This is a genomic window from Dechloromonas agitata is5, from assembly GCF_000519045.1.
In the GTDB taxonomy this organism is placed as follows: domain Bacteria; phylum Pseudomonadota; class Gammaproteobacteria; order Burkholderiales; family Rhodocyclaceae; genus Azonexus; species Azonexus agitatus.
On sequence record NZ_KI912532.1, the window covers coordinates 2,181,455 to 2,207,254 of the forward strand.

General features: G+C 64.3%; 24 protein-coding genes. 5 read left to right on the plus strand and 19 right to left on the minus strand.

Going from position 1 to position 25,800, the window contains the following annotated elements; genetic code table 11:
- Positions 1-44: 44 nt before the first annotated feature.
- From cysN to K420_RS18740, 3 genes are all read right to left on the minus strand, one after another.
- Entirely contained in the window at positions 45-1,316 is a 1,272-nt protein-coding gene (gene cysN, locus K420_RS0110645) for a sulfate adenylyltransferase subunit CysN (RefSeq protein WP_027458045.1), read from the minus strand.
- On the minus strand, positions 1,316-2,245 hold the full coding sequence (gene cysD, locus K420_RS0110650) for a sulfate adenylyltransferase subunit CysD (RefSeq protein ID WP_027458046.1): 930 nt from the start codon (positions 2,243-2,245) through the stop codon (positions 1,316-1,318). Before cysD ends, cysN begins: the two co-directional genes overlap by 1 nt.
- A 327-nt stretch (positions 2,246-2,572) precedes the next feature.
- Entirely contained in the window at positions 2,573-3,940 is a 1,368-nt protein-coding gene (locus tag K420_RS18740) for a response regulator (protein ID WP_332308180.1), read from the minus strand.
- 307 nt (positions 3,941-4,247) lie between these two features.
- On the opposite strand from K420_RS18740, the gene K420_RS0110660 reads away from it, so the two are divergent.
- Complete coding sequence (locus K420_RS0110660) at positions 4,248-4,784, plus strand: YgjP-like metallopeptidase domain-containing protein (RefSeq protein ID WP_027458047.1); 537 nt, start codon at positions 4,248-4,250, stop codon at positions 4,782-4,784.
- Between the two features lie 78 nt (positions 4,785-4,862).
- On the opposite strand, the gene K420_RS0110665 is transcribed toward K420_RS0110660, so the two are convergent.
- From K420_RS0110665 to K420_RS0110690, 6 genes are all read right to left on the minus strand, one after another.
- Entirely contained in the window at positions 4,863-7,169 is a 2,307-nt protein-coding gene (locus tag K420_RS0110665) for an acetate/propionate family kinase (RefSeq protein WP_027458048.1), read from the minus strand.
- Positions 7,170-7,278: 109 nt separating this feature from the next.
- Positions 7,279-10,308: a transglycosylase domain-containing protein gene (locus K420_RS18745; RefSeq protein ID WP_084019628.1), complete on the minus strand. Its 3,030-nt coding sequence runs from the start codon at positions 10,306-10,308 to the stop codon at positions 7,279-7,281.
- 275 nt (positions 10,309-10,583) lie between these two features.
- On the minus strand, positions 10,584-11,309 hold the full coding sequence (locus tag K420_RS0110675) for a phosphoadenylyl-sulfate reductase (protein WP_027458049.1): 726 nt from the start codon (positions 11,307-11,309) through the stop codon (positions 10,584-10,586).
- Between the two features lie 3 nt (positions 11,310-11,312).
- On the minus strand, positions 11,313-11,825 hold the full coding sequence (locus K420_RS0110680) for a DUF934 domain-containing protein (protein WP_027458050.1): 513 nt from the start codon (positions 11,823-11,825) through the stop codon (positions 11,313-11,315).
- On the minus strand, positions 11,825-13,513 hold the full coding sequence (locus K420_RS0110685; RefSeq protein ID WP_027458051.1) for a nitrite/sulfite reductase: 1,689 nt from the start codon (positions 13,511-13,513) through the stop codon (positions 11,825-11,827). The genes K420_RS0110680 and K420_RS0110685 overlap by 1 nt, the downstream gene beginning before the upstream one ends.
- 21 nt (positions 13,514-13,534) lie before the next feature.
- Positions 13,535-14,311 (minus strand): sulfite exporter TauE/SafE family protein, encoded by a 777-nt coding sequence (locus K420_RS0110690; RefSeq protein WP_027458052.1) that lies wholly within the window; start codon positions 14,309-14,311, stop codon positions 13,535-13,537.
- Positions 14,312-14,439: 128 nt separating this feature from the next.
- Between K420_RS0110690 and K420_RS0110695 the strand changes: the two genes are divergently transcribed.
- Both K420_RS0110695 and K420_RS0110700 read left to right on the plus strand, forming a co-directional pair.
- Positions 14,440-15,381 carry a CysB family HTH-type transcriptional regulator gene (locus K420_RS0110695; RefSeq protein ID WP_027458053.1) on the plus strand — a complete coding sequence of 314 codons (942 nt, stop codon included), beginning with the start codon at positions 14,440-14,442 and terminating at the stop codon, positions 15,379-15,381.
- Positions 15,382-15,489: 108 nt separating this feature from the next.
- Positions 15,490-16,335, plus strand: coding sequence for an HDOD domain-containing protein (locus K420_RS0110700; protein ID WP_027458054.1), 846 nt, complete (start codon positions 15,490-15,492; stop codon positions 16,333-16,335).
- A 14-nt stretch (positions 16,336-16,349) separates the two neighbouring features.
- Here K420_RS0110700 and nosD read toward each other — a convergent pair whose 3' ends face one another.
- From nosD to K420_RS0110730, 6 genes are all read right to left on the minus strand, one after another.
- A complete protein-coding gene (nosD, locus tag K420_RS0110705) occupies positions 16,350-17,555 on the minus strand; it encodes a nitrous oxide reductase family maturation protein NosD (RefSeq protein WP_035854738.1) in 1,206 nt (401 codons plus the stop codon).
- Between the two features lie 85 nt (positions 17,556-17,640).
- The gene (locus tag K420_RS0110710; RefSeq protein WP_027458056.1) at positions 17,641-18,924 is read right to left on the minus strand and encodes an EAL and HDOD domain-containing protein; all 1,284 of its coding nucleotides are present in this window, start codon (positions 18,922-18,924) and stop codon (positions 17,641-17,643) included.
- An 88-nt stretch (positions 18,925-19,012) separates the two neighbouring features.
- Entirely contained in the window at positions 19,013-19,804 is a 792-nt protein-coding gene (locus K420_RS0110715; protein WP_027458057.1) for a peptidylprolyl isomerase, read from the minus strand.
- 33 nt (positions 19,805-19,837) lie between these two features.
- On the minus strand, positions 19,838-20,110 hold the full coding sequence (locus tag K420_RS0110720; RefSeq protein ID WP_027458058.1) for a BolA family protein: 273 nt from the start codon (positions 20,108-20,110) through the stop codon (positions 19,838-19,840).
- The gene (locus tag K420_RS0110725; RefSeq protein WP_027458059.1) at positions 20,107-20,409 is read right to left on the minus strand and encodes a YciI family protein; all 303 of its coding nucleotides are present in this window, start codon (positions 20,407-20,409) and stop codon (positions 20,107-20,109) included. Before K420_RS0110725 ends, K420_RS0110720 begins: the two co-directional genes overlap by 4 nt.
- A complete protein-coding gene (locus K420_RS0110730) occupies positions 20,409-21,014 on the minus strand; it encodes a septation protein A (protein WP_027458060.1) in 606 nt (201 codons plus the stop codon). Before K420_RS0110730 ends, K420_RS0110725 begins: the two co-directional genes overlap by 1 nt.
- Before the next feature lie 52 nt (positions 21,015-21,066).
- Here K420_RS0110730 and K420_RS0110735 point away from each other — a divergent pair, with 52 nt between their 5' ends.
- Both K420_RS0110735 and K420_RS0110740 read left to right on the plus strand, forming a co-directional pair.
- Positions 21,067-22,119 (plus strand): HD domain-containing phosphohydrolase, encoded by a 1,053-nt coding sequence (locus K420_RS0110735; RefSeq protein ID WP_027458061.1) that lies wholly within the window; start codon positions 21,067-21,069, stop codon positions 22,117-22,119.
- Positions 22,120-22,172: 53 nt separating this feature from the next.
- Complete coding sequence (locus K420_RS0110740) at positions 22,173-22,511, plus strand: Hpt domain-containing protein (RefSeq protein ID WP_027458062.1); 339 nt, start codon at positions 22,173-22,175, stop codon at positions 22,509-22,511.
- Here the strand turns inward: K420_RS0110740 and bioD are convergent.
- Genes bioD through bioF form a run of 4 tightly spaced genes read right to left on the minus strand, consistent with a single transcriptional unit; the run spans position 22,497 to position 25,792 of the window.
- A complete protein-coding gene (gene bioD / locus K420_RS0110745) occupies positions 22,497-23,162 on the minus strand; it encodes a dethiobiotin synthase (protein ID WP_027458063.1) in 666 nt (221 codons plus the stop codon). The genes K420_RS0110740 and bioD overlap by 15 nt on opposite strands.
- Positions 23,159-23,920: a malonyl-ACP O-methyltransferase BioC gene (gene bioC, locus K420_RS0110750; RefSeq protein WP_027458064.1), complete on the minus strand. Its 762-nt coding sequence runs from the start codon at positions 23,918-23,920 to the stop codon at positions 23,159-23,161. The genes bioD and bioC overlap by 4 nt, the downstream gene beginning before the upstream one ends.
- Positions 23,913-24,626, minus strand: a complete 714-nt coding sequence (locus tag K420_RS18750) for an alpha/beta fold hydrolase (RefSeq protein WP_051453079.1) — start codon at positions 24,624-24,626, stop codon at positions 23,913-23,915. Before K420_RS18750 ends, bioC begins: the two co-directional genes overlap by 8 nt.
- Positions 24,623-25,792 carry an 8-amino-7-oxononanoate synthase gene (gene bioF, locus K420_RS0110760; RefSeq protein WP_035855845.1) on the minus strand — a complete coding sequence of 390 codons (1,170 nt, stop codon included), beginning with the start codon at positions 25,790-25,792 and terminating at the stop codon, positions 24,623-24,625. Before bioF ends, K420_RS18750 begins: the two co-directional genes overlap by 4 nt.
- Positions 25,793-25,800 lie beyond the last annotated feature (8 nt).

Consider the following 25,800-nt stretch of genomic DNA (forward strand, 5'->3'; position numbering starts at 1 on the left):
GCCTCCGCAAGGGAGGCGTCCGGAGGCGGGTTGGCTCAGCCGTCTTACTGGATCATGCCCGCGCCAACCGTGTTGTTGTTGCTCTCGTCGATCACGATGAAGGCGCCGGTCGCCCGGTTTTCCTGGTAGGGGTCGACGAACAGCGGCTGGGCCAGCTTGAAGCGCACCTGGGCGATGTCGTTCATCGCCAGCTTTTCGGCCGGCACCTTTTCCAGCGTGTTCACATCCAGACGGTGGTCGATGGCGGTCAGCTTGGCCTTCGAGTCGCGTGTCGTGTGACGGATCAGGTAGGTGCGGGCGCGGTCGAGCGGGGTTTCGGCCAGCCAGCAGACGGTGGCGGCAATTTCCTTGACCGCTTGCGGCGCCTCGTCGGTCTTGACGATCATGTCGCCACGCGAGGTGTCGATTTCATCCGCGAGTAGCAGGGTGACCGATTGTTCGGTAACGGCTTCACCGATATCGACGCCGCCGATCTGCACGGCCTTGACGGTGGATTCGAGGCCGTTGGGCAGGACGGTGACCTTGTCGCCGACCTTGATCGCGCCGGACTCAACGCGGCCCATGAAGCCGCGGTAGTCGTGCAGCTCGGGGTTGGCGGAATCCTGCGGGCGGCAGACGTATTGCACGGGGAAGCGGAACTTCTCGGCGTGCTCGCTGTGCGCGGTCGGGGCGGCTTCGAGGATTTCGAGCAGGGTCGGGCCGTCGTACCAGTTCAGGCTGTCGCCCCGGTCGACGATCATGTCGCCGTTGAGCGCCGAGAGCGGCAGGAAGCGCACGTCGTCGATGCCGACCTTGGCGGCGAATTCGAGGTAGTCGGCCTTGATCTTCTCGTAAGCTTCCTGCGAGTAGTCGACGAGGTCCATCTTGTTGATGGCGACGACCAGGTGCGGGATGCCGACTAGCGAAGCCAATTTCGAGTGACGCCGGGTCTGCGTCAGCACGCCCTTACGCGCATCGATCAGGATGATGGCCAGGTTGGCGGTGGACGCGGCGGTGACCATGTTGCGGGTGTACTGCTCGTGGCCCGGCGCGTCGGCGATGATGTACTTGCGCGTGCCGGTGGAGAAGTAGCGGTAGGCGACGTCGATGGTGATGCCTTGCTCGCGCTCGGCTTGCAGGCCGTCGGTGAGCAGCGAGAGGTCGACCGCGCCCATGCCGCGCTTCTGCGAGGTCTTTTCGATGGCGTTCAGCGTGTCGGCCAGGATGGTCTTGGTGTCGAACAGCAGGCGACCGATCAGGGTGCTCTTGCCATCGTCGACGCTGCCGCAGGTCAGGAAGCGCAGCAGGCCGTGATCTTCAACTTGGTGGGCGCTCATTAGAAGTAACCCTCTTTCTTGCGTTGTTCCATGGAGGCTTCGCTGGTCTGGTCGTCCAGACGCGTGGCGCCGCGCTCGGTGATGGTGGTGGTGGCGGTTTCGACGACGATCTTGGCGACGTTGTCGGCATCCGACTCGACCGGGGCGGTGCAGGAGATGTCGCCGACGGTACGGAAGCGGACCAGCTTTTCGACGATCTCTTCACCGGCCTTCGGCAGGTTGGTCAGTTCGCCGGAAACCAGCGGCACATTGACCGGCACGATGGCGCCCTGGCGGATGACGACCGGGCGGGTGTGGGCGAAGTAGATCGACGGCAGTTCGAGGCCTTCGCGCTCGATGTATTGCCAGACGTCCATTTCGGTCCAGTTCGAGATCGGGAAGGCGCGGATGTTCTCGCCCTTGTGGCTGCGGGCGTTGTAGAGGTTCCACAGTTCCGGGCGCTGGTTCTTCGGGTCCCATTGGCCGAACTCGTCGCGGAAGCTCATGATGCGTTCCTTGGCGCGGGCCTTTTCTTCGTCGCGGCGGGCGCCGCCGATGCAGCAGTCGAAACCGAATTCTTCAATGGCTTCGAGCAGCGTCACCGACTGGTGCTTGTTGCGCGATTCGCCTTCGTGCTTCAGCACGACCGTGCCGCGCTTCATGGAGTCTTCAACCGAGCGCACGATCAGGCGCTCGCCCAGTTCGGCGGCGCGCTTGTCACGGAAGGCGACCACTTCCTGATAGTTGTGGCCGGTGTCGATGTGCATCAGCGGGAAGGGGAACTTGCCGGGGCGGAAAGCCTTTTCGGCGATGCGCAGCATGCAGATCGAGTCCTTGCCGCCGGAGAAGAGCAGCACCGGGTTGGAACACTGGCCGGCCACCTCGCGCATGATGTGAATGGCTTCGGCTTCCAGCCAGTCGAGGTGAGAAAGCGGTTGTCGTTGAGTCATTGCTGGGTAATCCACAGGGATTGTCGAATGAGGCGCATTGTAGCAAGGCCTTAATATTCAATTAAGAACATGTGAGCATCTTGTTATACGAAATGGTTATATTGTTTGCGCGGGGGCGCCTGCCGATCTGCTCGGTCGTCCCGGTGGCGCAGCAAGTAGCAAGATGCGTTTTTCCGAAGCCCCGGGCGGCTTGCGGGTCGAAGCTCAGTTCAGGGGGGGCGCAGCGTGCTCAGCCATGCCGATCCGGATGACTAAACGTCACAGCCCGCCAGTCATTCCGGCAAGCGCATCGCCTGCGGCGTGGTTGCCGGGCAATACAGCGGCCGGTCAGACGGTATCGTCAGTTTCCGCCAGTACATCGGCTAGCGTGAGATGGGTCGGCAGGCGGAGGGTGAAGGTGGTGCCTGCGCCGACGACGCTGTCGCAGCTGATGTGGCCCTGGTGCTTGTGGATGATCTTGATAGCCAGTGCCAGGCCGAGGCCGGTGCCCTGGCCCACCGGCTTGGTGGTGAAGAAGGGATCGAAGATGTGTGCCAGGTTTTCCGGCGAAATGCCGCTGCCGGTGTCGCTGATGCGAATCTTGATGTGCTCTTCACCATCGCGTTCGGTGGTGATGGTGATCTTGCCGCTGTGTTCGATCGCATGGCCGGCATTGACCAACAGGTTCATGAATACCTGATTGAGTTGCGACGGGTAGCCCTGGATATCCGGCAGATCAGCGGCATATTGCTTGTCGACCGTGCATTTGTATTTGAGATCGTTCCAGACGATATTCAGCGTCGAATCGATGCCGTCGTGCACCGAGAAAATTTCCAGCTTGTCGCTGCCACGGTGGGCGTAGCTCTTGAGGTCGGCGACGATCTTGCGGACGCGGGCGAGGCCGTCATGGGATTCGCTGAGCGTTTGGACGACATCTTCACGCAGGAATTCGAAATCCTTGTCGCGCTTGATTTGCTGGTAGACGGCGTAGTCGGAGGAGTCCGGGGCGTGCGCGGCTGCCTTGTCGGCGGCTTCGATGATGGCGAACATGGCTTCGGTGTAGCGTTCGAGGGCCCCGAGGTTGGTATTGACGAAGCTGACCGGATTATTGATTTCGTGGGCGACGCCGGCCGCCAATTGCCCCAGCGACGCCATCTTGTCCGCCTGGAGCAGGTGTCTTTGCGTTTCCGCCAGCTTGTCGTTGAGCATCTGCTGTTCTTCGAGCGAGGCGCGCAGATGGGCGGTGCGTTGTTCGACCAGTTGTTCGAGTTGAGCGTTCTGGTCACGCAGGCGGTCGCGGCCCTGCTTCAGTTCGATCTGGGTGCGGACGCGGGCAAGCAGGATCGAGGCATGTACCGGTTTGGTCAGGTAGTCGACCGCCCCTGATTCGAGGCCCTGCGACTCTTCCGCCAATTCGGTCATGGCGGTGAGGAAGATCACCGGTATGTTACAGGCTTGCGGATGCTGGCGCAGACGGGCGAGGACTTGGTAACCGTCCATCTCCGGCATCATCACATCGAGCAGGATCAAATCCGGTGGCGTCGGACCCGTGGCCAGATCAAGGGCCTGCTGCCCGCAGTCGGCGGTCAGCACTTGATAGTCCTTGGCCAGCATTGCCGCAATCATTTTCAGATTGAACGGTGCATCATCGACGACAAGGATGTTTGGTTTATTTTTCAGAGTTATAACATTAGCGATTAATGTAATAAATATAATAACTCAAATTGCGTAAATAAGGTGAGTGATTCTTTTCCGTCGTCACCCCCCATTGGGCGTAACGATTTGTGCCGATTGTCAGGTATCGACTGCAGCGATCGGGTGAACCTTGGCGTATTCGGCCAGCAGGTCGCCGTGTAGCGCGCAGCCGGCAAGCGGAAGACCGGGCGAGGGAGGCATCCTTGCCCGGTCAGCACGGTTCGTTTTGCCTGGGCATCCTGCCAGGGTGATTGAGGGATGCAGGGTAGGCCAATGCCGGGCCGAGCCTGGCGGTAAAATCCGGCTTTCCCTGCGCCACCGACTGTCCATGAACCCCGATGCTCCCGCCCGTTACCTGGCTGGCTATCCGCCGGAACTGATCGACCAGGTGCGGCAATTGATCGCCAGCGGCCGGCTGGCCAGGCATTTGCAGCAGAAATACCCGGCCGCTCATGCGGTGCGCACCGACAAGGCTCTATACGATTATGTCCAGACGGTGAAGGGTAATTTCCTGCGCAATGCGCCACCGCTCAGCAAGGTGCATTTCGACAGCCGCCTGCACATCATTCGCAACGCCCTTGGCACACACACCACTGTGGCGCGCGTTCAGGGTGGCAAGCTCAAGGCGAAACGGGAAATCCGCGTCGCCACGCTGTTTCGCGAGGCGCCGGAGGCCTTCCTGCGGATGATCGTCGTGCATGAGCTGGCGCACTTGAAGGAACGCGAGCACGACAAGGCCTTCTACCAGTTATGCCAGCATATGGCGCCGGATTATTTCCAGCTCGAATTCGATCTGCGCGCCTATCTATGCCTGCTGGCGGCCGGCGGCGAGGCCTTGTGGGCGAGTGCTGCGGTCGACGCCTGAAAATGTCCTGAAGTCAGCCATGAAAAACGGGGATGGCCGGCCTGGCGATCCCCGTCTTGTTTTTCCGAAAGCCGACGATCAGCCCCGGTTCTGGATTTCCTCGATGTAGCCGAGCATGCCGGTCTGGATGTTGCCGGCGTTACCTTCGTCGGTGTCGATGTGCATGGCCAGGCGGAAGGCCGGGTTCACGCGTACCACCACGTCGCCGAAAATCAGCTGGCGTTCGCCTTCGATACGGACGCGGACGACGGTGTTGTCACGGACATGGAAGCGCATGGCGTCTTCCGGTGTCATGTGGATATGGCGCTGGGCGCAGATCACGCCGCGCTCGATGGTCGTCGAGCCGTACGGCCCTTCGAGCGTGATGCCCGGCGTGCCGGTCAGGTCGCCGGATTGGCGGATCGGCGGCTGGATGCCAAGCTTGAACTGCTCGGTCATCGCGATCTCGACCTGGGTTTCCTTGCGCGTCGGGCCGAGCACACGCACCTTGGCAATGCGGCCTTTGGGGCCGACCAGGTGCACCTGTTCCTCGCAGGCGAACTGGCCCGGCTGCGACAGCTCGCTCTTCGGCGTCAGCTGGTGGCCGGGGCCGAACAGGGCTTCGACGTCGGCCTGCGACAAATGCACGTGATGGGCTGAAATCTCGACCGGAATCGGCAGGTCTTCCGGCTTGGCGGCGACGAGCAGCGCGTTGCGTTCGATGGCGCGCAGGGTTTCCCAGGCCACCAGGCGCTCGTCGTCGTTGGCGACAACCAGCACGGTGACCGGCGAGTCATCGGTTGAAATCACCGCGAAGTCGTCAAACCGGCCGAGGTTGCGGTTCTTTTCCTCGTCGAGCTTGATGCCCATGAATTCGAGGCCCTGACAGGCCAGGCTGCGTACCGTGGCGCTGGTTTCGCCGACATCGCCGGTGAAGGCCAGGACGTCGATGCCGCCCATCGCCGCGACATAGGCGCCGATGTTCTTGCGCACCTGGTAGCAGTAGGCCTTGTGGGCGAGCAGGGCGCGGTGATGGCCCTCGGCCGCCGCCGCCTCGATGTCGCGGATGTCGCTCGAAATGCCGGAGATGCCCTTCAGGCCGCTTTCGCTGTTGACCAGCGTGGACAGCTGTTCGGGCGACATGTGGTGCTGTTCCATCAGGTGGATCATCACGGCCGGGTCGATGCTGCCCGAACGGCTGGGCATGATCAGGCCATCGGTCGGCGTCATGCCCATGGTCGTGTCGATCGAGCGGCCGTGGTCGATGGCGCACAGCGAGGCACCGATGCCAAGGTGGCAGGAGATGATTTCCAGTTCGCCGAGCGGGCGCTGCAGCACTTCCGCCGCCTTCAGCGATACATAACGGTGCGAGGTGCCGTGGAAGCCATAGCGGCGGATGCCATGCTGCTTGTACAGCTCGTAGGGCAGGCCGTAGAGGTAGGCGTAAGGGGCCAGCGTCTGGTGGAAGGCGGTGTCGAACACGGCCACGTGCGGCACATTCGGGAATACCTTCTGCGCGACCCGGATGCCGGCAACGTTGGCCGGGTTGTGCAGTGGCGCGAAAACGGCCAGTTCCTCGATGTCGGCGATCACCGCCGGGGTGATGACCACCGAACTGGAGAACTTGTTGCCGCCATGCACGACGCGGTGGCCGACAGCCGTCACGTCTTCCGGGTGGAAGGTAAAGGCCGGGCCGAGCAGCGCGGTCGCTTCCTGCATCACCTTGAACAAGTCGGACAGCTTGAACGGCGCGTGCTCCATGGTTTTCTGCTGGGGGCCGACGGTGACCGCAATGCGGGTTGTCTGCTGATCGGCATGGTCGATGATGCCGTGCACATCGGCGCCGCTTTCCTCGGTGTCGTAGATGCCGAAATGGATCTGGCTGATGCCGACATTGAGCACGATGACCTTGCCCGGCTGGTTGGTGTGCAACGACAGGGCGTAGGGATCGTCGGACCTGGCCGGGGCGTTGGCCTGGTCGAGCGAAATGGCGCGGGTGCGCTCGGCGAGCAGGCGGGAGAGGTAGGCGACAGCCTTCGGGTTGGTCAGGATGTGGCTGTTGAACACCGCCTGCGGGATCATCAGCGCGAAGCAGCGGTTGCCGGCGATCACATCGGCCGTGACGCGGTCGCCGGTGAGCAGCGAGAGCACGCCGAAGACGTCGCCGGCGTTGAGCTGGCTGACCACGCTGCGCGTACCGGTGTTGTCGGTCATCGAGATCTCGGCGTGGCCGCTGATCAGAACGCCGAACATCTTGCCTTCGTCGCCGGTTTCGAGAATGGCCTCGTTGCCTTCGAAGGTCGCCAGGCGGGACTTGATCACGATTTCCTCGACCTTCTCGGCCGGGAAGCTTTCGAACAGGCGAACCTGTTCCAGGAAGAAACGTTTCAGATCGATTTCACTCATGCTGTTGCTCGCTTTGGTCGCGTGATTTTATGGCGTCAAGGCTACCATTTTGTTGCGCTGCAGCAAAGTCGGTGTGGCGTCCGTGCCGCCACGCCGCAGCGGCCCGCGGTCAGCCGCCGCACTTGCCTTCCGCCGCCGGGCGGTCGGCGATCAGCGGGCGCAGGGCCGGCTCCATGGTTTTCAGGATCTGCACCGGCAGGGCCGAGGTGAAATCGTAGGCGGCGGCCTTCGAACCGGGGACGAAGGCTGTGACCACGCCGTAGAAACGGTCGCCGATGTAGAAGGCGAAGGTGGCGGCGCGGTTCATCACCTTGGCGCTGCGGACGCCGCCGTCCGCGCCGATCACCTTGGAGCGGTGGTCACCGGTGCCGGTCTTGCCGCCAACGGCGAGCGGTTTTTCTTCGTGGTCCTGGTAGGTGCCCTTGATGCGCCGGGCCGTGCCGCTGTCGACGACGCGCAGCAGGGCACGCCGGGTGACTTGCGCCACCTCGGCCGGCATGACGCGCTCGCCGGCCTTCGGCTGGTGGTCGAGGCGGGTTTCGAAGGGCGTATCGGCGGCGAAGCGCAGTTCGTCGATGCGCACGGTCGGTCGGCGGATGCCGTCATTGACCACGATGCCCATCAACTCGGCCAACGCCGCCGGCCGGTCGGCGGAACTGCCGATCGAGGTGGCCAGCGAGGGCACCAGATGCTCGAACGGGTAGCCCAGGCGCCGCCATTCCTCGGCGATGCGCTCGAAGGCGGCAACCTCGACGACGATGTCGATTCGTACCTGCTGGGCGTGCTTGAAACGCGGGGCGAACAGCCATTTCGACGCATCGCGCCGGGCTTCGACGCTGGCCGGCACGATGTCCTTCAAGGTGGCTTGGGGCTGGCTTTGCAGATGGCGCACCAGCCACAGTTCGAGCGGATGGACGCGGGCCAGGTAACCCTGGTCGGCCAGGCTGTACTGGCGTGTGGCGTGGGCGTCGAACAGCTTGCGCAGGCCGGCCTCGGTGCCGGCCTTGTCACCGAGTTGCTTGCGCATGAAGGCGGCGAAGCTGGCGAAATCGCTCTTCGGCAGCACGCTCAGGTAGGCTGCCGCCTGCGGCCCGGGGCGGGCAGGCACCGAGTCGCCGAGCACTTCCAGGCGGTCTTCCGGCGCCACGTCACGATACTTGTGCCAGTAGGTGCGCAGGAAACCCAGTCCCTCGCGCTCGGCAAAGCGGTTGAGGAAGGCCTGGCGGGTATCCTCGTCGTCCTTGTCGCGCAGTCCCCTGGCCGGGGCGTCGGCGGCTTCGTAGGCGTGGTAATGCACCACGTCGTGCATGATGCGGACGAAGGACAGGTTGACCGATTGCTCCAGCGCCTCGGCCACACTCGGGTTCTTGGCGTCGTCCTCGTGCTTGAAGTTGCCGAAGCGGTGGATGCCGCCGCCGGTGAAGAAGGTGTCGTTCGGGTCGGCCGAATAGCGGCGTTCCATGGCGGCTTCGAGCAGTTCCTCCAGGGTCGTTTCCGGCTTGGTGCGCAGCAGGTCGATGGCCCAGTTGCTCAGGCGGTCGGCCGGGTGGCGCTTCACTTTGGCGAGTTCGTCGGCCGGCAGCGAGGCGTAGCGCTGGTGCAGGTCGGCGACGACCAGCAGGTAGGAGACCAGGGTGCGGAACTTGGCGCTGGAGCCGAGATCGAGCTTGGTGCCGGCATTGATGTCGAGCGGCTGGTCGAGGTTGTCGGCCTGGATACGCAGGACGTTGGCATCCGGCGTCCGCTCGTAGAGCGTCAGGCTGTAATTGACCTGCTTCGGATCGCCCTTGGCCAGCAGGCGGCTTTCCTTGAGGCCGGCACAGGCCAGGAAGGCCGGATCGGCCAGGCGGTTGAGGACGCGCGTCACGGCCTGCTGGCTGGGGCCGTCGAGGGTGGTGTGCACGGTCAGGTCGTAGCGGTCGAGGGCGTAGAGGTTCTCGACGCCGAGCAGTTCGCTGAGCGTGCCGCGAATGTCGTTGACCGCCTTGCGTTCGACGAAGGAGACCTCTTCGCCGGGGCGGGCCTGGCGGGCCGGGTGGATGGTCGTCTGGAGGGCCGCCTCGCGCAGGTCGGCGGGGATCAGGTGGTCTTCGGCGAGCAGCCGGATGTAGCTATCGGTCAGCGCGTTGAGCCGGCCGGTGGTGTCGCCGAGCAGGCCGGACGGGCGGCGCTGGGCGACGAACAGCGACAGCGCCTGCTTGAAGGCCAGGGCGCGTTCGGTCAGCTCCGCCTTGGGGTCGGCCAGCAGTTGATTGACCGAGGCGAAGTCGCGGCCGTACCAGGCCCACAAGCCATCGCCCAGGCCGTTGACCTCGCCGTAGCCGGGAATGCCGCCGAGCGGCACCGAATTGACGAAGTCGAGCACGATGCGGCGACGGGCCGGCTGGGTTTCCTCGCCATCCTGGTAGGCGCGCAGGGCGGCCGACATCATCTGGTGGAACTTGTCGTCAGTGTCGTGCGTACGACCGCCCGGAGAATGACGGAATTTCTCGATCTGCGTCGCCAGCGTACTGCCGCCGGCTCGCCCGCCGCCGCCCAGATGGGCCCGGCGCAAGGCTTCGCCCGCGGCGACCCGGGCCAGGCGCCCCCAGTCGACGGCCGGGTTGAGTTTCGGGTGCCGGGGATCGAGCAGGTCGCGGTTTTCGATGAACAGCAAGGCTTCGACCAGCACCGGCGGAATCGCCTCGAAGCTGGCGTACTGCAGCCGGGGATAGCGGCTGTCGTACAGCGCCTGGTTGTGGCGGTCGAGGATACTCAGGCCAGCCTGCGATTTTTCGCGATAGATCGGGAAAAAACCCTGATTGACGATGTCACGAAAACCGGCCGACTGCCGGGCCTGGGCAGTGACACCAAAGCCTGCTGCGGCCATGCGCGGCAAAAAGCCCCTGAGCTGGGCGTAACCCAGCCGTTGCTCGTAGGGGCCGCTACTCGGCAGCCAGATGCCCGCGTCTTCACCGGGTTCGAGCTTCCAGGTCGAGGCTCTGGCTTGCTGGTGAAAATACTCGGCCTGGAAATTGGATTCCTGCAATTCGATCCAGGCTGCCGTTCCGGCAGCACCGGCCATGGCGAGGAAAGTCAGCGAGAGATAGAGCTTCCAGCGGCTTGGCCGGGGCTTGTCGTTGGGGGTTTTACCGGACATCGTTGGGGGCGGGCTTCTGTGGGTTTTTATGTACTCCGGCCTTCAATCGCCTGGCGCTGAAAACCGTTCATGTCCTTCGCATGGTAAATCGGTTTCGTGACGCCCGCACCATGCCTTCCAAAAAGAAAACCCAGCGCAGGGCTGGGTTTCCGTAGTGGAGGGGTGCCTCAGGCCTTCAGGTGAAGGCCACATTCTTTAGTGTCGGGGTTTTGTCTCCGGCCGCCGCTGCGCGGCTTAACATCGCTTCGCGAGTTAGCCTGCGACGAACTGCCGACTTACGAGGTGGCCTTCAGGTGAAGGCCACATTCTTTAGTGTCGGCATTTTCCCACCACCAGCGGCCGGCCCGGACATCCTCGCCCGGCGAAATGGCACGTGTGCAGGGCGCACAGCCGATGCTCGGGTAGAACTTGTCGTGCAGTGCGTTGTAGGGCACGGCGTGCTGCTTGATGTAGGTCCAGACTTCCTTTTCGGTCCAATCCGACAGCGGATTGAATTTCTCCAGGCCGTTGCCTTCGTCGTATTCGCGGAAGGGCAGGCCGGTGCGGGTGGTGGCCTGCTGGGCGCGCAGGCCGGTGATCCAGGCGCGCTTGCCGGCCAGGGCGCGCTGGAGGGGCTCGACCTTGCGGGCGTAGCAGCAGGCTTTGCGCAGCGTGACGGAGTCGTAGAAGGCATTGATGCCGTGCTGGCGGACGTAGCTTTCGACTTCTTCGGGTTGCGGGAAAAAGACCTTCAGTTTCAGGCCGTAGTGCTTTTGCACGGCCGCCATCAGGTCATAGGTCTCGAGCGGCAGGCGGCCGGTGTCGAGGCTGAAGATCTCGATTGGCAGCTTGGCCTTGACGATCAGGTCGGTCAGCACCATGTCCTCGGCGCCAAGGCTGTTGGCGAAGGTGGCCGGTGACCAGTGGGCGGCGATGTCAGCCAGCAGGGCATTGACGGCCTGGGTCTTGGCAGCGACGCTGGCGGTCAGTTCCGGCGTGATGTTGAGCAGGTTCGGCGTCATGGTTCAGGCGCTGCGGCGGCGGAAAAGTGGTTGCGGTTGGGTGGTCGAGGGCTGGTAGGCATCGCTGAAGACCGAAAAACCCTTTTCGATGGCGTAGGCCGCGCTCTTGTCGTCCCGCAGTGCGTAGGCGTCGAAGCCGACGCGCGTCAGGTAGAACAACTGGTCGTGCAGGATGTCGCCGACCGCGCGCAGTTCGCCGGTGTAGCCATAGCGCTGGCGCAGCAGGCTGGCCGTCGAGTAGCCGCGGCCATCGACGAATTTGGGGAAATTGACGGCGATGACGGCGAAGTGTGCGATATCGGCGGCAACTTCCTCGACGAGGTCCTCGCCCTTGATCAGCAGGCCGATCTTGCCGCCCCGGGCGAGAATCTCGTCCTTGCGAGCCTGCCAGACGGCGAAGGGGAAAATGACGTCGCCGGCCGGCAGGGCAATGCTTTCCGCCGTGTCGTTTTCACCGAGTTCCAGGGTCAGCCAGGTGTCGGCGACGATTTGCTTGTCCTTGATCAACTGGGCCATTAGGCAGCCCTCCTTTCCGTATTCTTGGCCTGGCCGTGGGCGCGGCCTTCATAGACGCGGTTCTTGAACGGGTCGATGCCGATGCGATCGAAGGTGTCCAGGAAGCATTCGTCCGCGTGGCGGCTCTCCAGATAGACACCGATGATTTTCTCGACGACGTCCGGCATTTCTTCGGCCGAGAACGAGGGGCCGATGACCTTGCCCAGACGCGCGTCGTTGCCCTGGCGGCCACCGAGCGTCACCTGATAGAACTCTGCGTCGTTGCGATCGATGCCGAGAATGCCGATATGGCCGACGTGATGGTGGCCGCAGGCGTTCATGCAGCCGGAGATGTTCAGTTCGATGTCGCCAATGTCGAAAAGGTAATCGAGATTGTCGAAGCGTTTTTGAATAGCCTTGGCGATGGGAATCGATTTGGCATTGGCGAGATCGCAAACGTCACCGCCGGGGCAGCAGATGATGCCGGTCAACAGACCGATGTTCGGCGTCGCCAGGCCGGCCTTTTTGGCCTCCAGCCAGACGGCATGGAGATCGGCTTCCCGGACGTCGGCGAGAATCAGGTTCTGCTCGTGGCTGACCCGCGCTTCGCCAAAGCTGTATCGGTCGGCCAGATCGGCGACGAGGTCCAGCTGCTGGTCGGTGATGTCGCCCGGTGCGACTCCATGCGGCTTCAGCGATAGCGTCACCGCACGGTAGCCGGCCACCTTGTGCGGATGCGTGTTGCGCTCGACCCAGCGGGCGAAGGCCTTGTCGGCCGCCCGTTTTTCAGCGAAATCGCCGCTGCCGGCCGCGGTATCGTAGGCGGGGGGGGCGAAATGCGCGGCAATCCGGTCGTATTCGGCCTGGGTCAGCGTCAACGGACCGTCTTTCAGGTGGCTCCATTCGGCCTCGACCTGCTCGCCGAAAGCCTCGATGCCCAGTGCCTGAACGAGGATCTTGATGCGCGCCTTGAAGGCATTGTCGCGCCGGCCGAAGCGGTTATAGACGCGCAGAATCGCCTCGCAATAGCTCAGCAGATGCTGCCAGGGCAGGAATTCGCGGATCACCTGGCCGCGGATCGGCGTCCGGCCCAGGCCGCCGCCGACAATGACGGTGAAGCCGATCTCACCATCGACCACTTTCAAATGCAGGCCGATATCGTGGAACCAGGTCACGGCACGGTCGTCCAGGCTGCCTGAAATGGCAATCTTGAACTTGCGGGGCAGGAAATAGAATTCCGGATGGAACATGCTCCACTGGCGAACGATCTCGGCCAGCGGACGCGGGTCGATGATCTCGTCGGGCGCCACGCCGGCGAACTGGTCGGTCGTGATATTGCGGATGTCGTTGCCAGACGTCTGGATCGAGTGCATCTCGACCTCGGCCAGTTCGGCCATGATGTCCGGGCAATCCTCGATCTTCGGCCAGTTGAACTGCATGTTGTGGCGGGTGGTGAAGTGGCCGTAGCCGCGGTCGTAAGTCCGGGCGATATGCGCCAGGCGGCGCAACTGGGCCGAATTCAACATGCCGTAGGGGACGGCGATCCGGTACATCGGCGCATGGCGCTGGATGTAGAGGCCGTTCTGCACGCGCAGCGGGCGAAATTCGTCGTCGCTCAATTCGCCGGCTTTCCAGCGGCGAACCTGGTCGCGGAACTGGGCGACGCGTTCGTCGAGCAACTGGCGGTCGATGGCATCGTATTTATACATGGCGTTCTCTTCTGGGGTAAATCAGGCAAAGACCAACTTGCTGCCGATCAGGGCAAGCATGGAGGCCAGCAGGCGGCGCAGGATGTGTTCCGGCACCTTGGCGGACAGGTGGCTGCCGAGCCAGATGCCGGGCAGCGAGCCGATCAGCAGGGCGCCGAGCAAGGCCCAGTCGACACCGCCGAGCAGCCAGTGGCCAAGGCCGGCGACCAGCGTCAACGGTACGGCGTGGGCGACATCCGATCCGACAATCTTGACCGGCGAAAGTTTTGGGTAAAGGAAAAACAGCGCCGCGACACCCAAGGCGCCAGCGCCGACCGAGGAAATGGTGACCAGCACGCCGAGCAGGGCGCCGACGGCGATGGTGATCTTGGGCAGGCAGCACTGGCGCAGCGCCGAATCCTCGTGTTTGCCGGCGTATTCCCGCAGCTTGCGGCCGAACAGGATGGCGATGGCGGTGAGCAGCAGCGCGAAACCCAGGCCGTGCGAAACGATGGCGCCGATGGCATTGCTCCCTTTGGGCAGTTGCGACAGCACCCCGATGGTGATCACGGCAGCCGGGATGCTGCCCAGCGCCAGGCGGCCGGTGATGGACCAGTCGATATGTCCCTTGCGGCCATGGGCGACGGTGCCGCCGGCCTTGGTCAGCGCTGCGTAGAGCAGGTCGGTGCCGACGGCCGTGGCCGGATGCACGCCGAACAGCAGGACGAGCAGCGGCGTCATCAGCGAGCCGCCGCCGACGCCTGTCAGACCGACGATGGTGCCCACGGCAAAACCGGAAAGGGTATAGAGGTAGTCCATGGGGGCGCATCGTAGCAGCGCCTATTTGAATCAAAAAGAATATTGGGTTAGATTGGTATAGCTTTTGGTTATTAGTCGCTGGTTGCTAGCGACTGCCCTCAGCTATTAACGAGCACCTAACGACTGCCATGAAACTCCAGCAACTACGTTACATCGTCGAAATCCAGCGCCAGGGGCTGAACGTCTCCGAGGCGGCGGAAACGCTCTATACCTCGCAGCCGGGTATCTCCAAACAGGTCAAGCTGCTCGAGGACGAACTTGGTATCGCCATTTTCGAGCGCAGCGGCAAGCGCTTCACCGGTGTGACCGAGCCGGGCAAGGTCGTGCTGGGCATTGCCGAGCGCATCCTGCGCGAGGCGGAGAACCTGAAGCGGGCGAGCGCCGAGTTTGCTTCCGGCGACACCGGCCGGCTGGTGCTGGCCGCCACCCATACCCAGGCGCGCTATGCGCTGCCGCTGGTCGTGCGCGATTTCGTCGCCCGCCACCCCTCGGTCAAGCTGGAAATGCACCAGGGCAGCCCGACGCAGATCGCCGAATGGGTGGTCAGCGGTGAGGCCGACATCGGTATCGCCACCGAGGCGATCGACCAGTACCCGCAACTGATCACCCTGCCGGTGCGGCAATGGACGCACTGCGTGATCGTGCCGGAAGGGCATCCCCTGCTCGCTGCCCAGCCACTGTCGCTGAATGAACTCGCCAAGTGGCCGCTGATCACCTACGACACGGCCTTCACCGGGCGCTCGCGCATCAACCGGGCCTTCGAGCGGGTCGGCGTGCAGCCCAATGTCGCACTGACCGCCCTCGACGCCGACGTGATCAAGACCTATGTCAGCCTGGGCCTCGGCCTGGGCATCATTTCCGCGCTGGCGGTGGACCCGCAGCGTGATGCCGGGCTGGTGGCGATCGATGCCGGCCACCTCTTCGAGTCGAACACGACGCGCCTGGCGGTACGGCGCGGTACCTACCTGCGTCGCTACGACTACGACCTGATTGCCCTGTTCGCCCCGCATCTCTCGAAGCGGGTCGTCGAGATGGCCATGCAGGGTGGTGGTGACGAATATCAGCTATGACCTTTGTGATATTTTGCCGCCGTGCGCTTGCGGTTATTATGGCTTTTGATAGTTTAAGCGAATGTCATTGAGTCGTCCTTCCAACCGCTTGCTTCACGAACCGCACGAATGAATCCTGTCCCCGAAGAAAAACTATTGCTCGGCATGTTGAACGGGGTGGATATTCCCCCTTGCCCGGCCATCCTGGTCGAACTCGATGCCGAACTGCGCAAGGCGCATTGCGATCAGCGCGAGGTCGCCCGCCTGATCACCCAGGACGTCGCCTTGTCCGGCCACGTCATGCTGATCGCCAATTCACCAGCCTTCTCCACGGGCAAGCAACTTGATTCGGTCATGCAGGCGATCCAGGTTCTCGGCCTGCAGAGCGTCTTCAACCTGATCGTCGGCCATCTCCTGCGGGTCGCGTTGACCGGTGGGCAGGATTTCTCGATGGAGCGTTTCTGGGAGAGTTCGGCCCAGACGGCGCGCATCTCGGCCGAACTGGCCCGGCGCCTGCGCTGCGCCCGGCCGGATGTCGCTTACACCTTCGGCCTCTTCCACGATTGCGGCATTCCGCTCCTCGTCAAGCGTTTCCGGCAGACCAAGGAAGTCCTGGCCCAGGCCAACCAAGCTGAAGACCGGCTATTTACCGATGTCGAGGATGGCTTGCTCGGTACCAACCATGCCGTCGTCGGCTACTTCCTCGCTCGCCGCTGGCAACTGCCGGATTTCATCGCCGAAGGCGTGCTCTACCATCACGACTACAGCGTGCTGAGCAAGTCGGGGCTGATTTCGGAAACCGCGCGGGCCCTGATCGGCATTTGCGTCCTCGCCGAACACGTCATCCGCCTGCATAGCAGCGGCGACGGCGAGCAGGAGTGGGCCAAGGCAGCGCCTGCTACCTGTGCTTACTTCAATCTCTCGCTGGGCGCGATTGATGATCTGATCGACGACCTCCGGGACTGGCTCGACTGATTTTCCGAGCGGCACTACTTGCGCAGGCGGGGTGCCGTGTCGCGCAGGATCAGGGTCGGAGAGGAGAACGGCGCCAGCCGTTCGAGGAAATCAAGCAGTTCGAGTACCGGTGAATTGCGGAAGAACGCCGCGCTCGGCGTTTCCAGCCAGATCCGGTCGGCGTAGGCGTGCAGTTCGTGCGGCTTGTCGCCGAAGCCGTCGCCATCCAGGTCGAAACCCTCGTAGTTGTCCCAGCTGTTGCCCCACCAGACGTCGTTTTCCGGATCGCCATCGCCGACCGCGGTGACCGGCCAGAGGTTGCTCTTGAAGGTGTTGTTGATCGCGATGTGGCCGCCCTTGGCGCCGTAGAAATAGATGCCGGTGATGTTGTGGGCGATGACGTTGTCGATGAAGACGATGCGGTTGAGCGGGTTCATCGGCGAATCGGCCATGATGCCGTGGGCGCAATGGATGATTTCGTTGCCGAGGACCAGCGCGGCCGACGTTTCCTTGAGGGCCACGCCGGCGCCCGAGGCGTCCATGGCGTGCAGGATGTGGTTGTGGCGGATGATCAGCCCCTCCGAGTTGAGGGCGATGACGCCGGTCGAGTTCTTCTCCAGCCGGTTGTTCTCGACGATGCTGCGGTGCGAGAACAGGAAATTGAAGGCGCGCCGACTGTCGCGGATGAGATTGCCGGTGAAGCGGTTGCGCGGTGAATTGCTCACCGTGATATCGCGAATCTGCGCGATGTCGTTATGCTCGAAGCGGTTGCCGGTGCTGTACCACAGGCGGATGCCGTCACCCCGGTCGGCGGAATCGACGGCCCGCGAGCGGATATGGTTGCGGCGCACCACGCTGTCGGTCGTCTTGTGCAGCGAAATACCGAACAGCACGTCTTCCAGTACGTTGTTTTCGATCAGCAGCCCCTTGCCCTCGCCCATGATGCCGCCGTCCAGCTTGTCGTGCGAGTCGCCGCTGTTGCGCAGGGTCAGGCCGCGTACCGTCACGTTGTCGGCCTTGATGGTGAGCACCGTGCCCTGCCCGCCGGCATCGACGACGACCTTGCTGTTGCCCTCCAGGGTCAGCGGCTTGTCGATGATCGCCGGGCCGCGATAGGTGCCGGGCGGCAGGCGCAACACGCTGCCCGGCAGGGCGGTGTCGAGCCAGGCCTGCAGGGGCTGGTTGGCGAAGGCCTCAAAGGTGAGCAGGAGGGGGAGGACAAAGAGAAGCAGGGGGCGCATGGAATCGCGATTTAGCCATGCAGGCCGGGGATTTGCCGCGACCTGAATCAAGTTTTCACCAAACGAAGCGGGTGGCGAGCGGCGTTCATTCCCAGTATTCGGTCATCTCGCTGGCCCAGGCCGTGGCGGCCAGCAATGCACGATTGACGCTTTCCGCATCGACACCAGCCTGGCGGGCTGCCTCGGCCATCCTGTTCTGGTCGGTCGCCTCGCTCGCTTCGGCGACGGCGAGCAGCGAGGCGTAGGGGCCTTGGTGTTCGAGCAGTGCCTGGCGGATGGCGTCGGCAACCGGCATGGCCTGCAGGATGTCGGCCAGCGGCCGGCGCAGCAGGCGGTCGAGGCAGGAAAAGATGCCGGTCAGGAAGAGCGGGTCATGGTGCCCTCCGGGCAGGCTCTGCGCGCCGAGCACTTCCATCAGGCGGCCGCGGGTTAGCGCGTTTTCGATCAGCAGCCAGTCGCTCAGCTGCGGCTCGCGCACCGAGAAGAGCAGCACGGCGAGCCAGCGGGCCAGTTTCTGGCGGCCGAGGATGGTCACCGCCTGCTCCAGCGAGTCGATGCGGCGGGTCAGGGCCAGGGCGGGCGAATTCAGGTAGCGCAGGATGCGGAAGCTGAGTACTGGGTCGAGGCGCATCGCCTTGGCCAGTTCCGCCGTATCGGCATCGCCCTGGACCAGGTGCAGCAGGTTGAGCAGTTGCGTCTTGTGCGGATCGCCGGCCGGCGCGCTGCTGGCGATTGCCGCATGGTCGACGAAGTGGCCATGGCAGTAGTCGAAATGCCATTGCAGGCAAAGCTGATGTTCGTCCAGGGTGTCGATGTTGCAGGCAAACAGCTGGATCGGGTCGCCCTGGACGCCGGCACGCACGGCAGACGAAAAATCGCGGACCGAGTTGGGTTCGCTACCGGCAATGTCGATGGCGGCGTAATCGACTTGCTGGATTACCTTGGCGAAGGCCGGGTTCCTCGGCTGGCGGAAAACGCCGAACCGGTACTCGCGTTCCCGCAGGCGGGCCATGTCATCGCCGATGCTGCCGGCCTCGGCATCGGGTGCCAGGCGCAGGAGGAGGACGATTTGGCCGCCCGGCAGGCGGTCGAGTTCCGGTGCATCGAGGCTGGCCGAACTGATCGGAACGAAGGCCGGGCTTTGCTGCAAGTCGGCGCGGCTGGCCACCAGCGCATGGAGCAGGAGACGGTCGGGGTCCTCCACCGTGTTCGATGCCGGCAGCCGGAACAGATGCCCGGCGATCCGCCCGTTCCGGTCGAAAACCGGCTCCCGGCCGAGGAAGGGAATGGCGCGGCTGCTTGCGGCTGGCGCGCTGTCGGCTCCGTCATTCGCCGATTTGCCGAACAGATTTTTCAGGCTACTGAACATGACGCTATCCCCCAAAACAAAATGCCCACCAGCGGTGGGCATTCTCCGGCCACCCGAGGGCGGCCATTTTCGCATGCGGGGTCCGGCTTTAGTCGACCTTGGCCTTGCCGCGCAATTCCTTGACCAACGTTTCGATCTGCTGCTGGCTGGCACGCTGCTGCAGCTGCGGCTTGACCTGGTCGAACGGCGGCGGGTTGGACGGGCGGGAGTCGTCGAGCTGGATGACGTGGTAACCGAAGTCCGATTGCACCGGAGCCTTGGTGTATTCACCCTTCTTCAGCTTGGTCAGCGCTTCGCCGAACGGCTTGACGTAGGCGGCCGGGGAGCTCCAGCCCAGTTCGCCGCCCTTGTCCTTGGAGCCGGGGTCCTTCGACTGCTTGGCCAGTTCGGAGAACTTCTCGCCCTTGTCCAGCTTGGCGATGATCGCCTTGGCGTCCTCTTCCTTCTCGACCAGGATGTGACGGGACTTGTATTCGGTGCTGCCCAGGTTGTTCTTGATTACGTCGTACTCGGCCTTCAGCTGTGCTTCGCTGATCGGGTTGGCCTTGACGTGCTCGGACAGGAAGGCGCGGATCAGCACGGCCTGCTTGGCCAGCTCGATCTGGCCCTGGATGTTCGGGTTCTTGTCCAGGCCTTTCTTCTTGGCTTCCTGGGCGAGAATCTCGCGGCGTACCAGTTCTTCCTTGACGGCAGCCTGCAGTTCCGGCGAATCCGGCGCGCCTTGGGCCTTCTGCTCGGCGACGAAGGCGTTATAGACGGTTTGCGAAATCGGCTGGCCGTTCACGGTGGCGAAGGCCTTGCCCTTTTCGGCAGCGAAGGCCGGGGCGGAGACGATGGCGCCAGCGACGAGCAGGGCGGCCAGACGGGAGAGCTTGTGCATGTATCTATCCTTGGTTGGAGAACAACTCGAAAATTATACTGCGCCCGGTACTTCCGCGCAGATGCTGAGCGCATGGACCGGGCCGCGCATCAGGTCACCCGCCGCATCATAAATCAGGCGATGGCGGGCGACGGTGTTTTTTCCGGCGAACGTGGCGGCCACGATGTCGACATGGTAATGGCCGCCGCCGCCCCGGGCGCCGGCATGGCCGGCATGCAGGTGCGAGTCGTCACGGATGGCCAGCGCCTCCGGTTGCAGGGCGGCCGTCAGGCGGGCGCGCAGTTCTTCGACGATATCGGCGCTCACGCCGGCAGTGCCTTCTTGAATGGCTTGACGGTGACCTTTTCGTAAACGCCGGCGGCGATGTACGGGTCGGCATCCGCCCAGGCGCGGGCGGCTTCCAGCGAGGGGAATTCGGCGATGATCAGGCTGCCCGAGAAGCCCGCCGGGCCAGGATCGGGCGAGTCGATGGCCGGGCAGGGGCCGGCGATGACCAGGCGGCCTTCGGCCTGCAGGGCTTGGAGGCGCGCCAGGTGGGCGGGGCGGGCGGCCAGGCGTTGGTCGAGCGTGCCGACGCGGTCTTCGGCGATAAAGGCGTAAAGCATCATTTTTCCTCGATGTATTTGGAGAGCAGCAGGCCCTGGCCGAGTACGAAGACGAGCATCAGGCCCATGCCGCCGAACAGTTTGAAATTGACCCAGGTGTCGGTCGGGAAATTGAAGGCGACGAGCAGGTTGAGTACGCCCATCACGGCGAAGAAGGCGATCCACGACAGGGTGACCTTGCCCCAGACCGGCTCGGGCAGCGTCAGCTGCTCGCCGAGCATGGCCTTCATCGGATTCTTCTTCATGACCAGCGCGCTGAATCCCAGGCTGATGGCGAACACCCAGTAGAGGATGGTCGGCTTCCATTTGATGAAGGCTTCGTTCTGGAACGCCAGGGTCATGCCGCCGAAGACGACGACCAGCCCCAGGCTGATCCACAGCATCTTGTCCACCTTGCCGTGGCGGAAATGCACCCAGGCGATCTGGGCAATCGTCGCGGCGATGACGACGACGGTGGCGAGCAGGATCGGCGCCTGCTTGACGTCGACCACGGCCGAACCGAGCAGCGAGGCGACCCAGGCGGCGGCCGTTTCAGGATTCTTTTCGGCGTACTTGAAGGCGCCGAAAAAGAGGATGACGGGGAAAAGGTCGAAGAGCAGTTTCATGGCGCCGCATTATATACTCCGGGCCAATCGCCTCCAGCAAGCCGGAAAATCCATGCATACGGTCCTGATCATCGATGACAGCGACATCAATCTGACCCTGATCAAAGCCCTCGTGCTGAAACTGGGCGAATGCAACCCCGTGCTGTTCGACAAGCCGTTGGCGGCGCTCGAGTGGTGCCGCAGCAACGAGCCGGACCTGGTCATTGTCGATTACATGATGCCGGACATGGACGGCCTCAAATTCATCGCGGCCTTCCGTGCCTTGCATGGCCGCAATGAAATCCCGGTCTTGATGATCACTGCCAATGACCAGCGGGATGTTCGCTACGAGGCCTTGCTCGGTGGCGCCAACGATTACCTGACCAAGCCGATCGACCGGGTCGAATTCGGGGCGCGCGTGCGCAACATGCTGTCGCTGCGTATCGGCCAGAAATTTCTCGCCGACCGGGCCGCGCATCTGGCCGAGCTGGTCGATGCCCGGACCAGCGAGATTCGCGAGCGCGAGAAGGAACTGATTTTCCGCATGTCGCGGGCGGCCGAGTTCCGCGACCCGGAAACCGGCGCCCACATCCAGCGCATGGCGCATTACTCGCAGGTCATCGCGCATGGCCTCGATCTTGGCCCGGCGATGGAAAAGCTGGTTCTGGAAGCGGCACCGATGCACGACGTGGGCAAGATCGGCATCCCCGATTACATCCTGCTCAAACCGGGCAAGCTGACGCCGGAAGAGTTCGAGGTGATGAAGGGGCACGCCCGGCTCGGTCATGAACTGCTCAAGGACAGCGGTTCCGAAATACTGAGGGCGGGGGCCGAGGTGGCGCTGTCGCATCACGAGAAATACGATGGCTCGGGCTATCCCAAGGGCCTGAAAGGCACGCAGATTCCACAACTCGGACGGATCGTCGCGGTCGCCGATGTCTTCGATGCCCTGACCTCGGAGCGTCCCTACAAGCGGGCCTGGACGCTGGACGATGCCTGCCGCTTCCTGGAGGATGGCCGCGGCAAGCATTTCGATCCGCTGTGTGTCGAAGCCTTCCTGGCCGGCTGGGAAGATGTCCTGGAAATTCGCCAGCGTTTCCGCGACGAGGAAATTCCGCAAATTTGAGTACATGCCGGCGGGCTGCCCGGTCGGGTGGTGCCGGCGCAATGGAGAAGGGAATGGCTGCAGCTTTCGTATTGAACAAGGCGTCCATCCTTGAACGCCTCGGCGGCGACGAGGAGATCTACGCCGTGATGGTGAGCATGTATCTCGCCGACATCGAAAACAACTGCGCCGCCCTCGCTGCCGCTTATGCCGCAGATGACGGGAAGGTGCTGCAGCGCGAGGCGCACACGATCAAGGGCCTGCTCGCCACCTTCTCGGACGAACCCGGTGCAGCCGAGGCGCACCGGGTCGAGAAAGCGGCACAGGCCGGCGAACTGGCTGGTCTGGGCGACGCCGTGACCGAATTGCAGAGCCGCTTGCGCGAAGTGGCAGCCGTGCTACGCGCCGGGTAGACGCAGGAAGTCGGCCGCCCCGGATGCGCCGCCTGCCGGTGCGTGCGGTACGACGCCGAGCAGCGGCGCAGCCAGGCGGGACTGGAGCGTCGCCAGGTTTTCCTCGAAACGCGACATGGCGGGGTCGATCCGGTTGGCTACCCAGCCGGCCAGCGGCAGGCCGCGGGCGGCAATGGCCTCCGCCGTGAGCAGGGCGTGGCTGATGCAGCCCAGGCGCATGCCGACGACCAGAATCACCGGCAGGCCGAGGGTGACCGCCAGGTCGTCGCTGCCCTGGTTTTCGCCAAGCGGTACGCAAAAGCCGCCGACGCCTTCGACAATGACCAGATCGGCCTGCTGACGTGCCGTCTCACAGGCGGCGCGGATCGGCGCCAAGTCGATGGTCACGCCAGCTTCGGCAGCGGCGATATGCGGTGCGATGGCCGGAGCGAAACAATACGGGTTGATCAGGTGGCGTGGCAGGTCGATGCTGCTGGCGGCGCGGATGTTCTCGACATCCTCGTTCAGCCCGCTGGCGTCGGTGCCGGCGGCGACCGGCTTGAGGCCGGCGGCGCGCAATCCATTGCGGCGGGCGCGGTGGAGCAGGGCGCAGGTGATGAAGGTCTTGCCGATTTCGGTATCGGTACCAGTCAGGAAATAGGCGGGGCTCATGGGCGGGCGATCAGGGTGATGACGTCGTAGGTCAGCGGCAGGCCGTCTGGCGTGCGCTGGGCTTCGTAGGCAGCCTCGGCCTGCTGGAAGGTGTGGCGGCTCATCAGGCTGGTGCGCCGGCCGTCGCCGACCTGGTTGGCACCGACGGCCTTGACGGCGCGAAGCAGCGATTTGAAATCGGCGTAGTGGGCGACCTGGCGGTGGGCGGCCAGCGTGTGGTCGGCGAATCCGGCCGTTTCGGCCATGCTGCGGATGTCGTCGGTCGTGTGAAAAGCCAGGGTGTGGCGGTATTCGTCGACACCGGCGAAGGCCTGGCGCAGTTCGTGAAAAGTGGCCGGGCCGAGGCTGGCCAGGGCCAGGACGCCACCCGGGCGCAGCAGGCGGCGGGCTTCGCCCAGGGCGGCCGGCAGGTCGCACCACTGGACGGCCAGGCTGGTCCAGTACAGGTCGATGCTGGCGGTGGCCAGCGGCAGGTGTTCGAGGTCGGCGGCGACGCGGCAGCAGGGGGTGGATACGTGGTGCAGCATGGCCGGCGAGAGGTCGAGACCGACGATCTGCGCTTCAGGAAAGCGCTGGCGCAGCAAGGGCAGGGCGTAGCCGGTGCCGCAGCCGGCATCGAGCAGCCGGCCGACCGGCAGGGCCGGCAGGCGGTCGATCAGGTCGTGGCAGATGCGGCGCTGCACGCTGGCCGCGCTGTCGTAGGTCGGGGCGGCGCGCTCGAAGGATTGCCGGATGCGCGCCTTGCTCGGTCTAGTCATGCAGGAAGTCGCGGGCCCGGGCGATGAAGTCATCCGGGCGGGAAAGGAAGGGCGCGTGCGCACAGTCGTCGAACACGGCAAGTTGGGCGCCAGGGATCAGTGCGGCGAGCGCTTCGGCGGCACCGAGCGGCATCAGCGGGTCGGCCGCACCATGCACGAGCAAGGTCGGGCAGGCTACCCTGGGGGCATCGGAGCGCAGGTCGACATCGCGCAGCCAGCGCAGGCCGGTGGCCAGCACCTCGCCGCTCGGGCGCGGGTCGGCCAGTTGCAGCAACTCGGCCGTCACGCTCTTGGCACGGGCATCGCCGCGATTGAAGCCGCCGACGAAGCGGGGCAGCATGGCCTCGACATCGGCCGCGATGCCGGCGGTGAATTCGGCCAGCATGTTTGGCGGCATGGCGTACGGCCAACCGTCGCGCTGAACAAAGCTGGTGGTGCCGGCGACGAGCAGCAGTTTGCCCACCTTGGCCGGATGGCGGGCGGCGACAGCCAGCGCCAACTGGGCGCCGAGCGACCAGCCACCCAGCGCGGTGCCGGGTTGCAGGCGGGCGGCGATGGCGTCGACGGCGGCGTCGAAGTCGGCGATCAGCGGCTCGCTGCCGTAGCCGGGCAGGTCGATGATGCTGCCGTTCAGGGCGGAGACGGCGGCGTTGACCGGGGTACGGCCGACGCACCAGCCGGGCAGGAAGACGAAGGGAGCGGTCATGCGAGTTCCTTCAGGGCGGAAAGGAGTTGGTCGATGTCGGCAGCGGTGTGGGCAGCCGAGACGGAAATACGCAGGCGCGCCGTGCCTTTGGGGACGGTGGGCGGGCGAATGGCTGGCACCCACAGGCTGCGTTCCCAGAGCGCCTTGGACAGGGCGACAGCGGCTTCGTTGTCGCCGACGATGTAAGGCTGGATGGCGGTGGCCGAGGGGAGCAGGGGCTTGCCGGCCAGGCCGTCGCGCAACTGGGCGATACGGGCCATCAGGTTCGCACGCAGGGCATCGCCACTGCGCATGATGTGCAGGCTTTTTGACAGCGCACAGGCGATGGCCGGCGGGGCGGCGGTGGTGAAGATGTAGCTGCGACCTTTCTGCAGCAGGTATTCGATGGCCGTTGCCGAGCCGGCGACGAAGGCGCCGCCGACGCCGGCGGCCTTGCCGAGCGTGCCCATGAGCAGGATGCGCGGCGAGGCGGGCAGGTTGAAGTGGGCCAGGCTGCCCGCGCCATGCGGGCCGAGGACGCCGAAACCGTGGGCATCGTCGATCACCAGCCAGGCATCGTAGCGCTCGGCCAGTGCGAACATCAGCGGCAACGGCGCGAGGTCGCCATCCATGCTGAACACGGCGTCGGTGACGATGAGCTTGCGCGCCGCCGTGCTGGCCGCCAGCAGGCGTTCCAGTGCGGCGACGTCGTTGTGCGGATAGCGCTGCACGTCGGCGCCGTTGGCCTTGGCCAGTTGCATGGCGTCAATCAACGAGGCGTGGTTCAGCTTGTCGGCGAAGACGGCAGCACCACGGCCGGCCAGCGTCGGGGTGACGGCGAGGTTGGCGAGGTAGCCGGTGGAGAAGGTCAGCGCTCGCTCGAAACCGGTGAAGGCGGCGATCTCGGTTTCCAGTCGCTCATGCGGCGTCAGGTGGCCGCTGACCAGATGCGAGGCGCCGCTGCCGGCCCCCCACTGGAGCGCGCCATCCGCCAGTGCCCGGGCGATGTCGGCGTTGCCGGCCAGGCCGAGGTAGTCGTTGCTGGCGAAATTGAGCATTGCCTTGCCGTCCACCCGGGCGATGCGGTCGGCCGGCGAATCCAGCACGCGGCGGCGGCGGGTCAGGCCGGCGGCGGCGATGTCGGCCAGTTCGGCAGCGAGTTGGGCAGGGAGCGCGGATTCGGACATGGCGGCGA

What these genes read in the sequence shown, in the direction of transcription:
- cysN (WP_027458045.1), bottom strand. Translation starts at nt 1,316, where the DNA reads ATGAGCGCCCACCAAGTTGAAGATCACGGCCTGCTGCGCTTCCTGACC.
- K420_RS0110685 (WP_027458051.1), bottom strand. Translation starts at nt 13,513, where the DNA reads ATGTATAAATACGATGCCATCGACCGCCAGTTGCTCGACGAACGCGTC.
- cysD (WP_027458046.1), bottom strand. Translation starts at nt 2,245, where the DNA reads ATGACTCAACGACAACCGCTTTCTCACCTCGACTGGCTGGAAGCCGAA.
- K420_RS18750 (WP_051453079.1), bottom strand. Translation starts at nt 24,626, where the DNA reads ATGACCGCTCCCTTCGTCTTCCTGCCCGGCTGGTGCGTCGGCCGTACC.
- K420_RS0110690 (WP_027458052.1), bottom strand. Translation starts at nt 14,311, where the DNA reads ATGGACTACCTCTATACCCTTTCCGGTTTTGCCGTGGGCACCATCGTC.
- K420_RS0110680 (WP_027458050.1), bottom strand. Translation starts at nt 11,825, where the DNA reads ATGGCCCAGTTGATCAAGGACAAGCAAATCGTCGCCGACACCTGGCTG.
- nosD (WP_035854738.1), bottom strand. Translation starts at nt 17,555, where the DNA reads ATGCGCCCCCTGCTTCTCTTTGTCCTCCCCCTCCTGCTCACCTTTGAG.
- K420_RS0110695 (WP_027458053.1), top strand. Translation starts at nt 14,440, where the DNA reads ATGAAACTCCAGCAACTACGTTACATCGTCGAAATCCAGCGCCAGGGG.
- bioD (WP_027458063.1), bottom strand. Translation starts at nt 23,162, where the DNA reads ATGAGCCCCGCCTATTTCCTGACTGGTACCGATACCGAAATCGGCAAG.
- bioC (WP_027458064.1), bottom strand. Translation starts at nt 23,920, where the DNA reads ATGACTAGACCGAGCAAGGCGCGCATCCGGCAATCCTTCGAGCGCGCC.
- K420_RS0110730 (WP_027458060.1), bottom strand. Translation starts at nt 21,014, where the DNA reads ATGAAACTGCTCTTCGACCTTTTCCCCGTCATCCTCTTTTTCGGCGCC.
- K420_RS0110700 (WP_027458054.1), top strand. Translation starts at nt 15,490, where the DNA reads ATGAATCCTGTCCCCGAAGAAAAACTATTGCTCGGCATGTTGAACGGG.
- K420_RS0110725 (WP_027458059.1), bottom strand. Translation starts at nt 20,409, where the DNA reads ATGCTTTACGCCTTTATCGCCGAAGACCGCGTCGGCACGCTCGACCAA.
- K420_RS18745 (WP_084019628.1), bottom strand. Translation starts at nt 10,308, where the DNA reads ATGTCCGGTAAAACCCCCAACGACAAGCCCCGGCCAAGCCGCTGGAAG.
- K420_RS0110710 (WP_027458056.1), bottom strand. Translation starts at nt 18,924, where the DNA reads ATGTTCAGTAGCCTGAAAAATCTGTTCGGCAAATCGGCGAATGACGGA.
- bioF (WP_035855845.1), bottom strand. Translation starts at nt 25,792, where the DNA reads ATGTCCGAATCCGCGCTCCCTGCCCAACTCGCTGCCGAACTGGCCGAC.
- K420_RS0110735 (WP_027458061.1), top strand. Translation starts at nt 21,067, where the DNA reads ATGCATACGGTCCTGATCATCGATGACAGCGACATCAATCTGACCCTG.
- K420_RS0110740 (WP_027458062.1), top strand. Translation starts at nt 22,173, where the DNA reads ATGGCTGCAGCTTTCGTATTGAACAAGGCGTCCATCCTTGAACGCCTC.
- K420_RS0110715 (WP_027458057.1), bottom strand. Translation starts at nt 19,804, where the DNA reads ATGCACAAGCTCTCCCGTCTGGCCGCCCTGCTCGTCGCTGGCGCCATC.
- K420_RS0110675 (WP_027458049.1), bottom strand. Translation starts at nt 11,309, where the DNA reads ATGACGCCGAACCTGCTCAACATCACGCCGGAACTGACCGCCAGCGTC.
- K420_RS0110665 (WP_027458048.1), bottom strand. Translation starts at nt 7,169, where the DNA reads ATGAGTGAAATCGATCTGAAACGTTTCTTCCTGGAACAGGTTCGCCTG.
- K420_RS0110660 (WP_027458047.1), top strand. Translation starts at nt 4,248, where the DNA reads ATGAACCCCGATGCTCCCGCCCGTTACCTGGCTGGCTATCCGCCGGAA.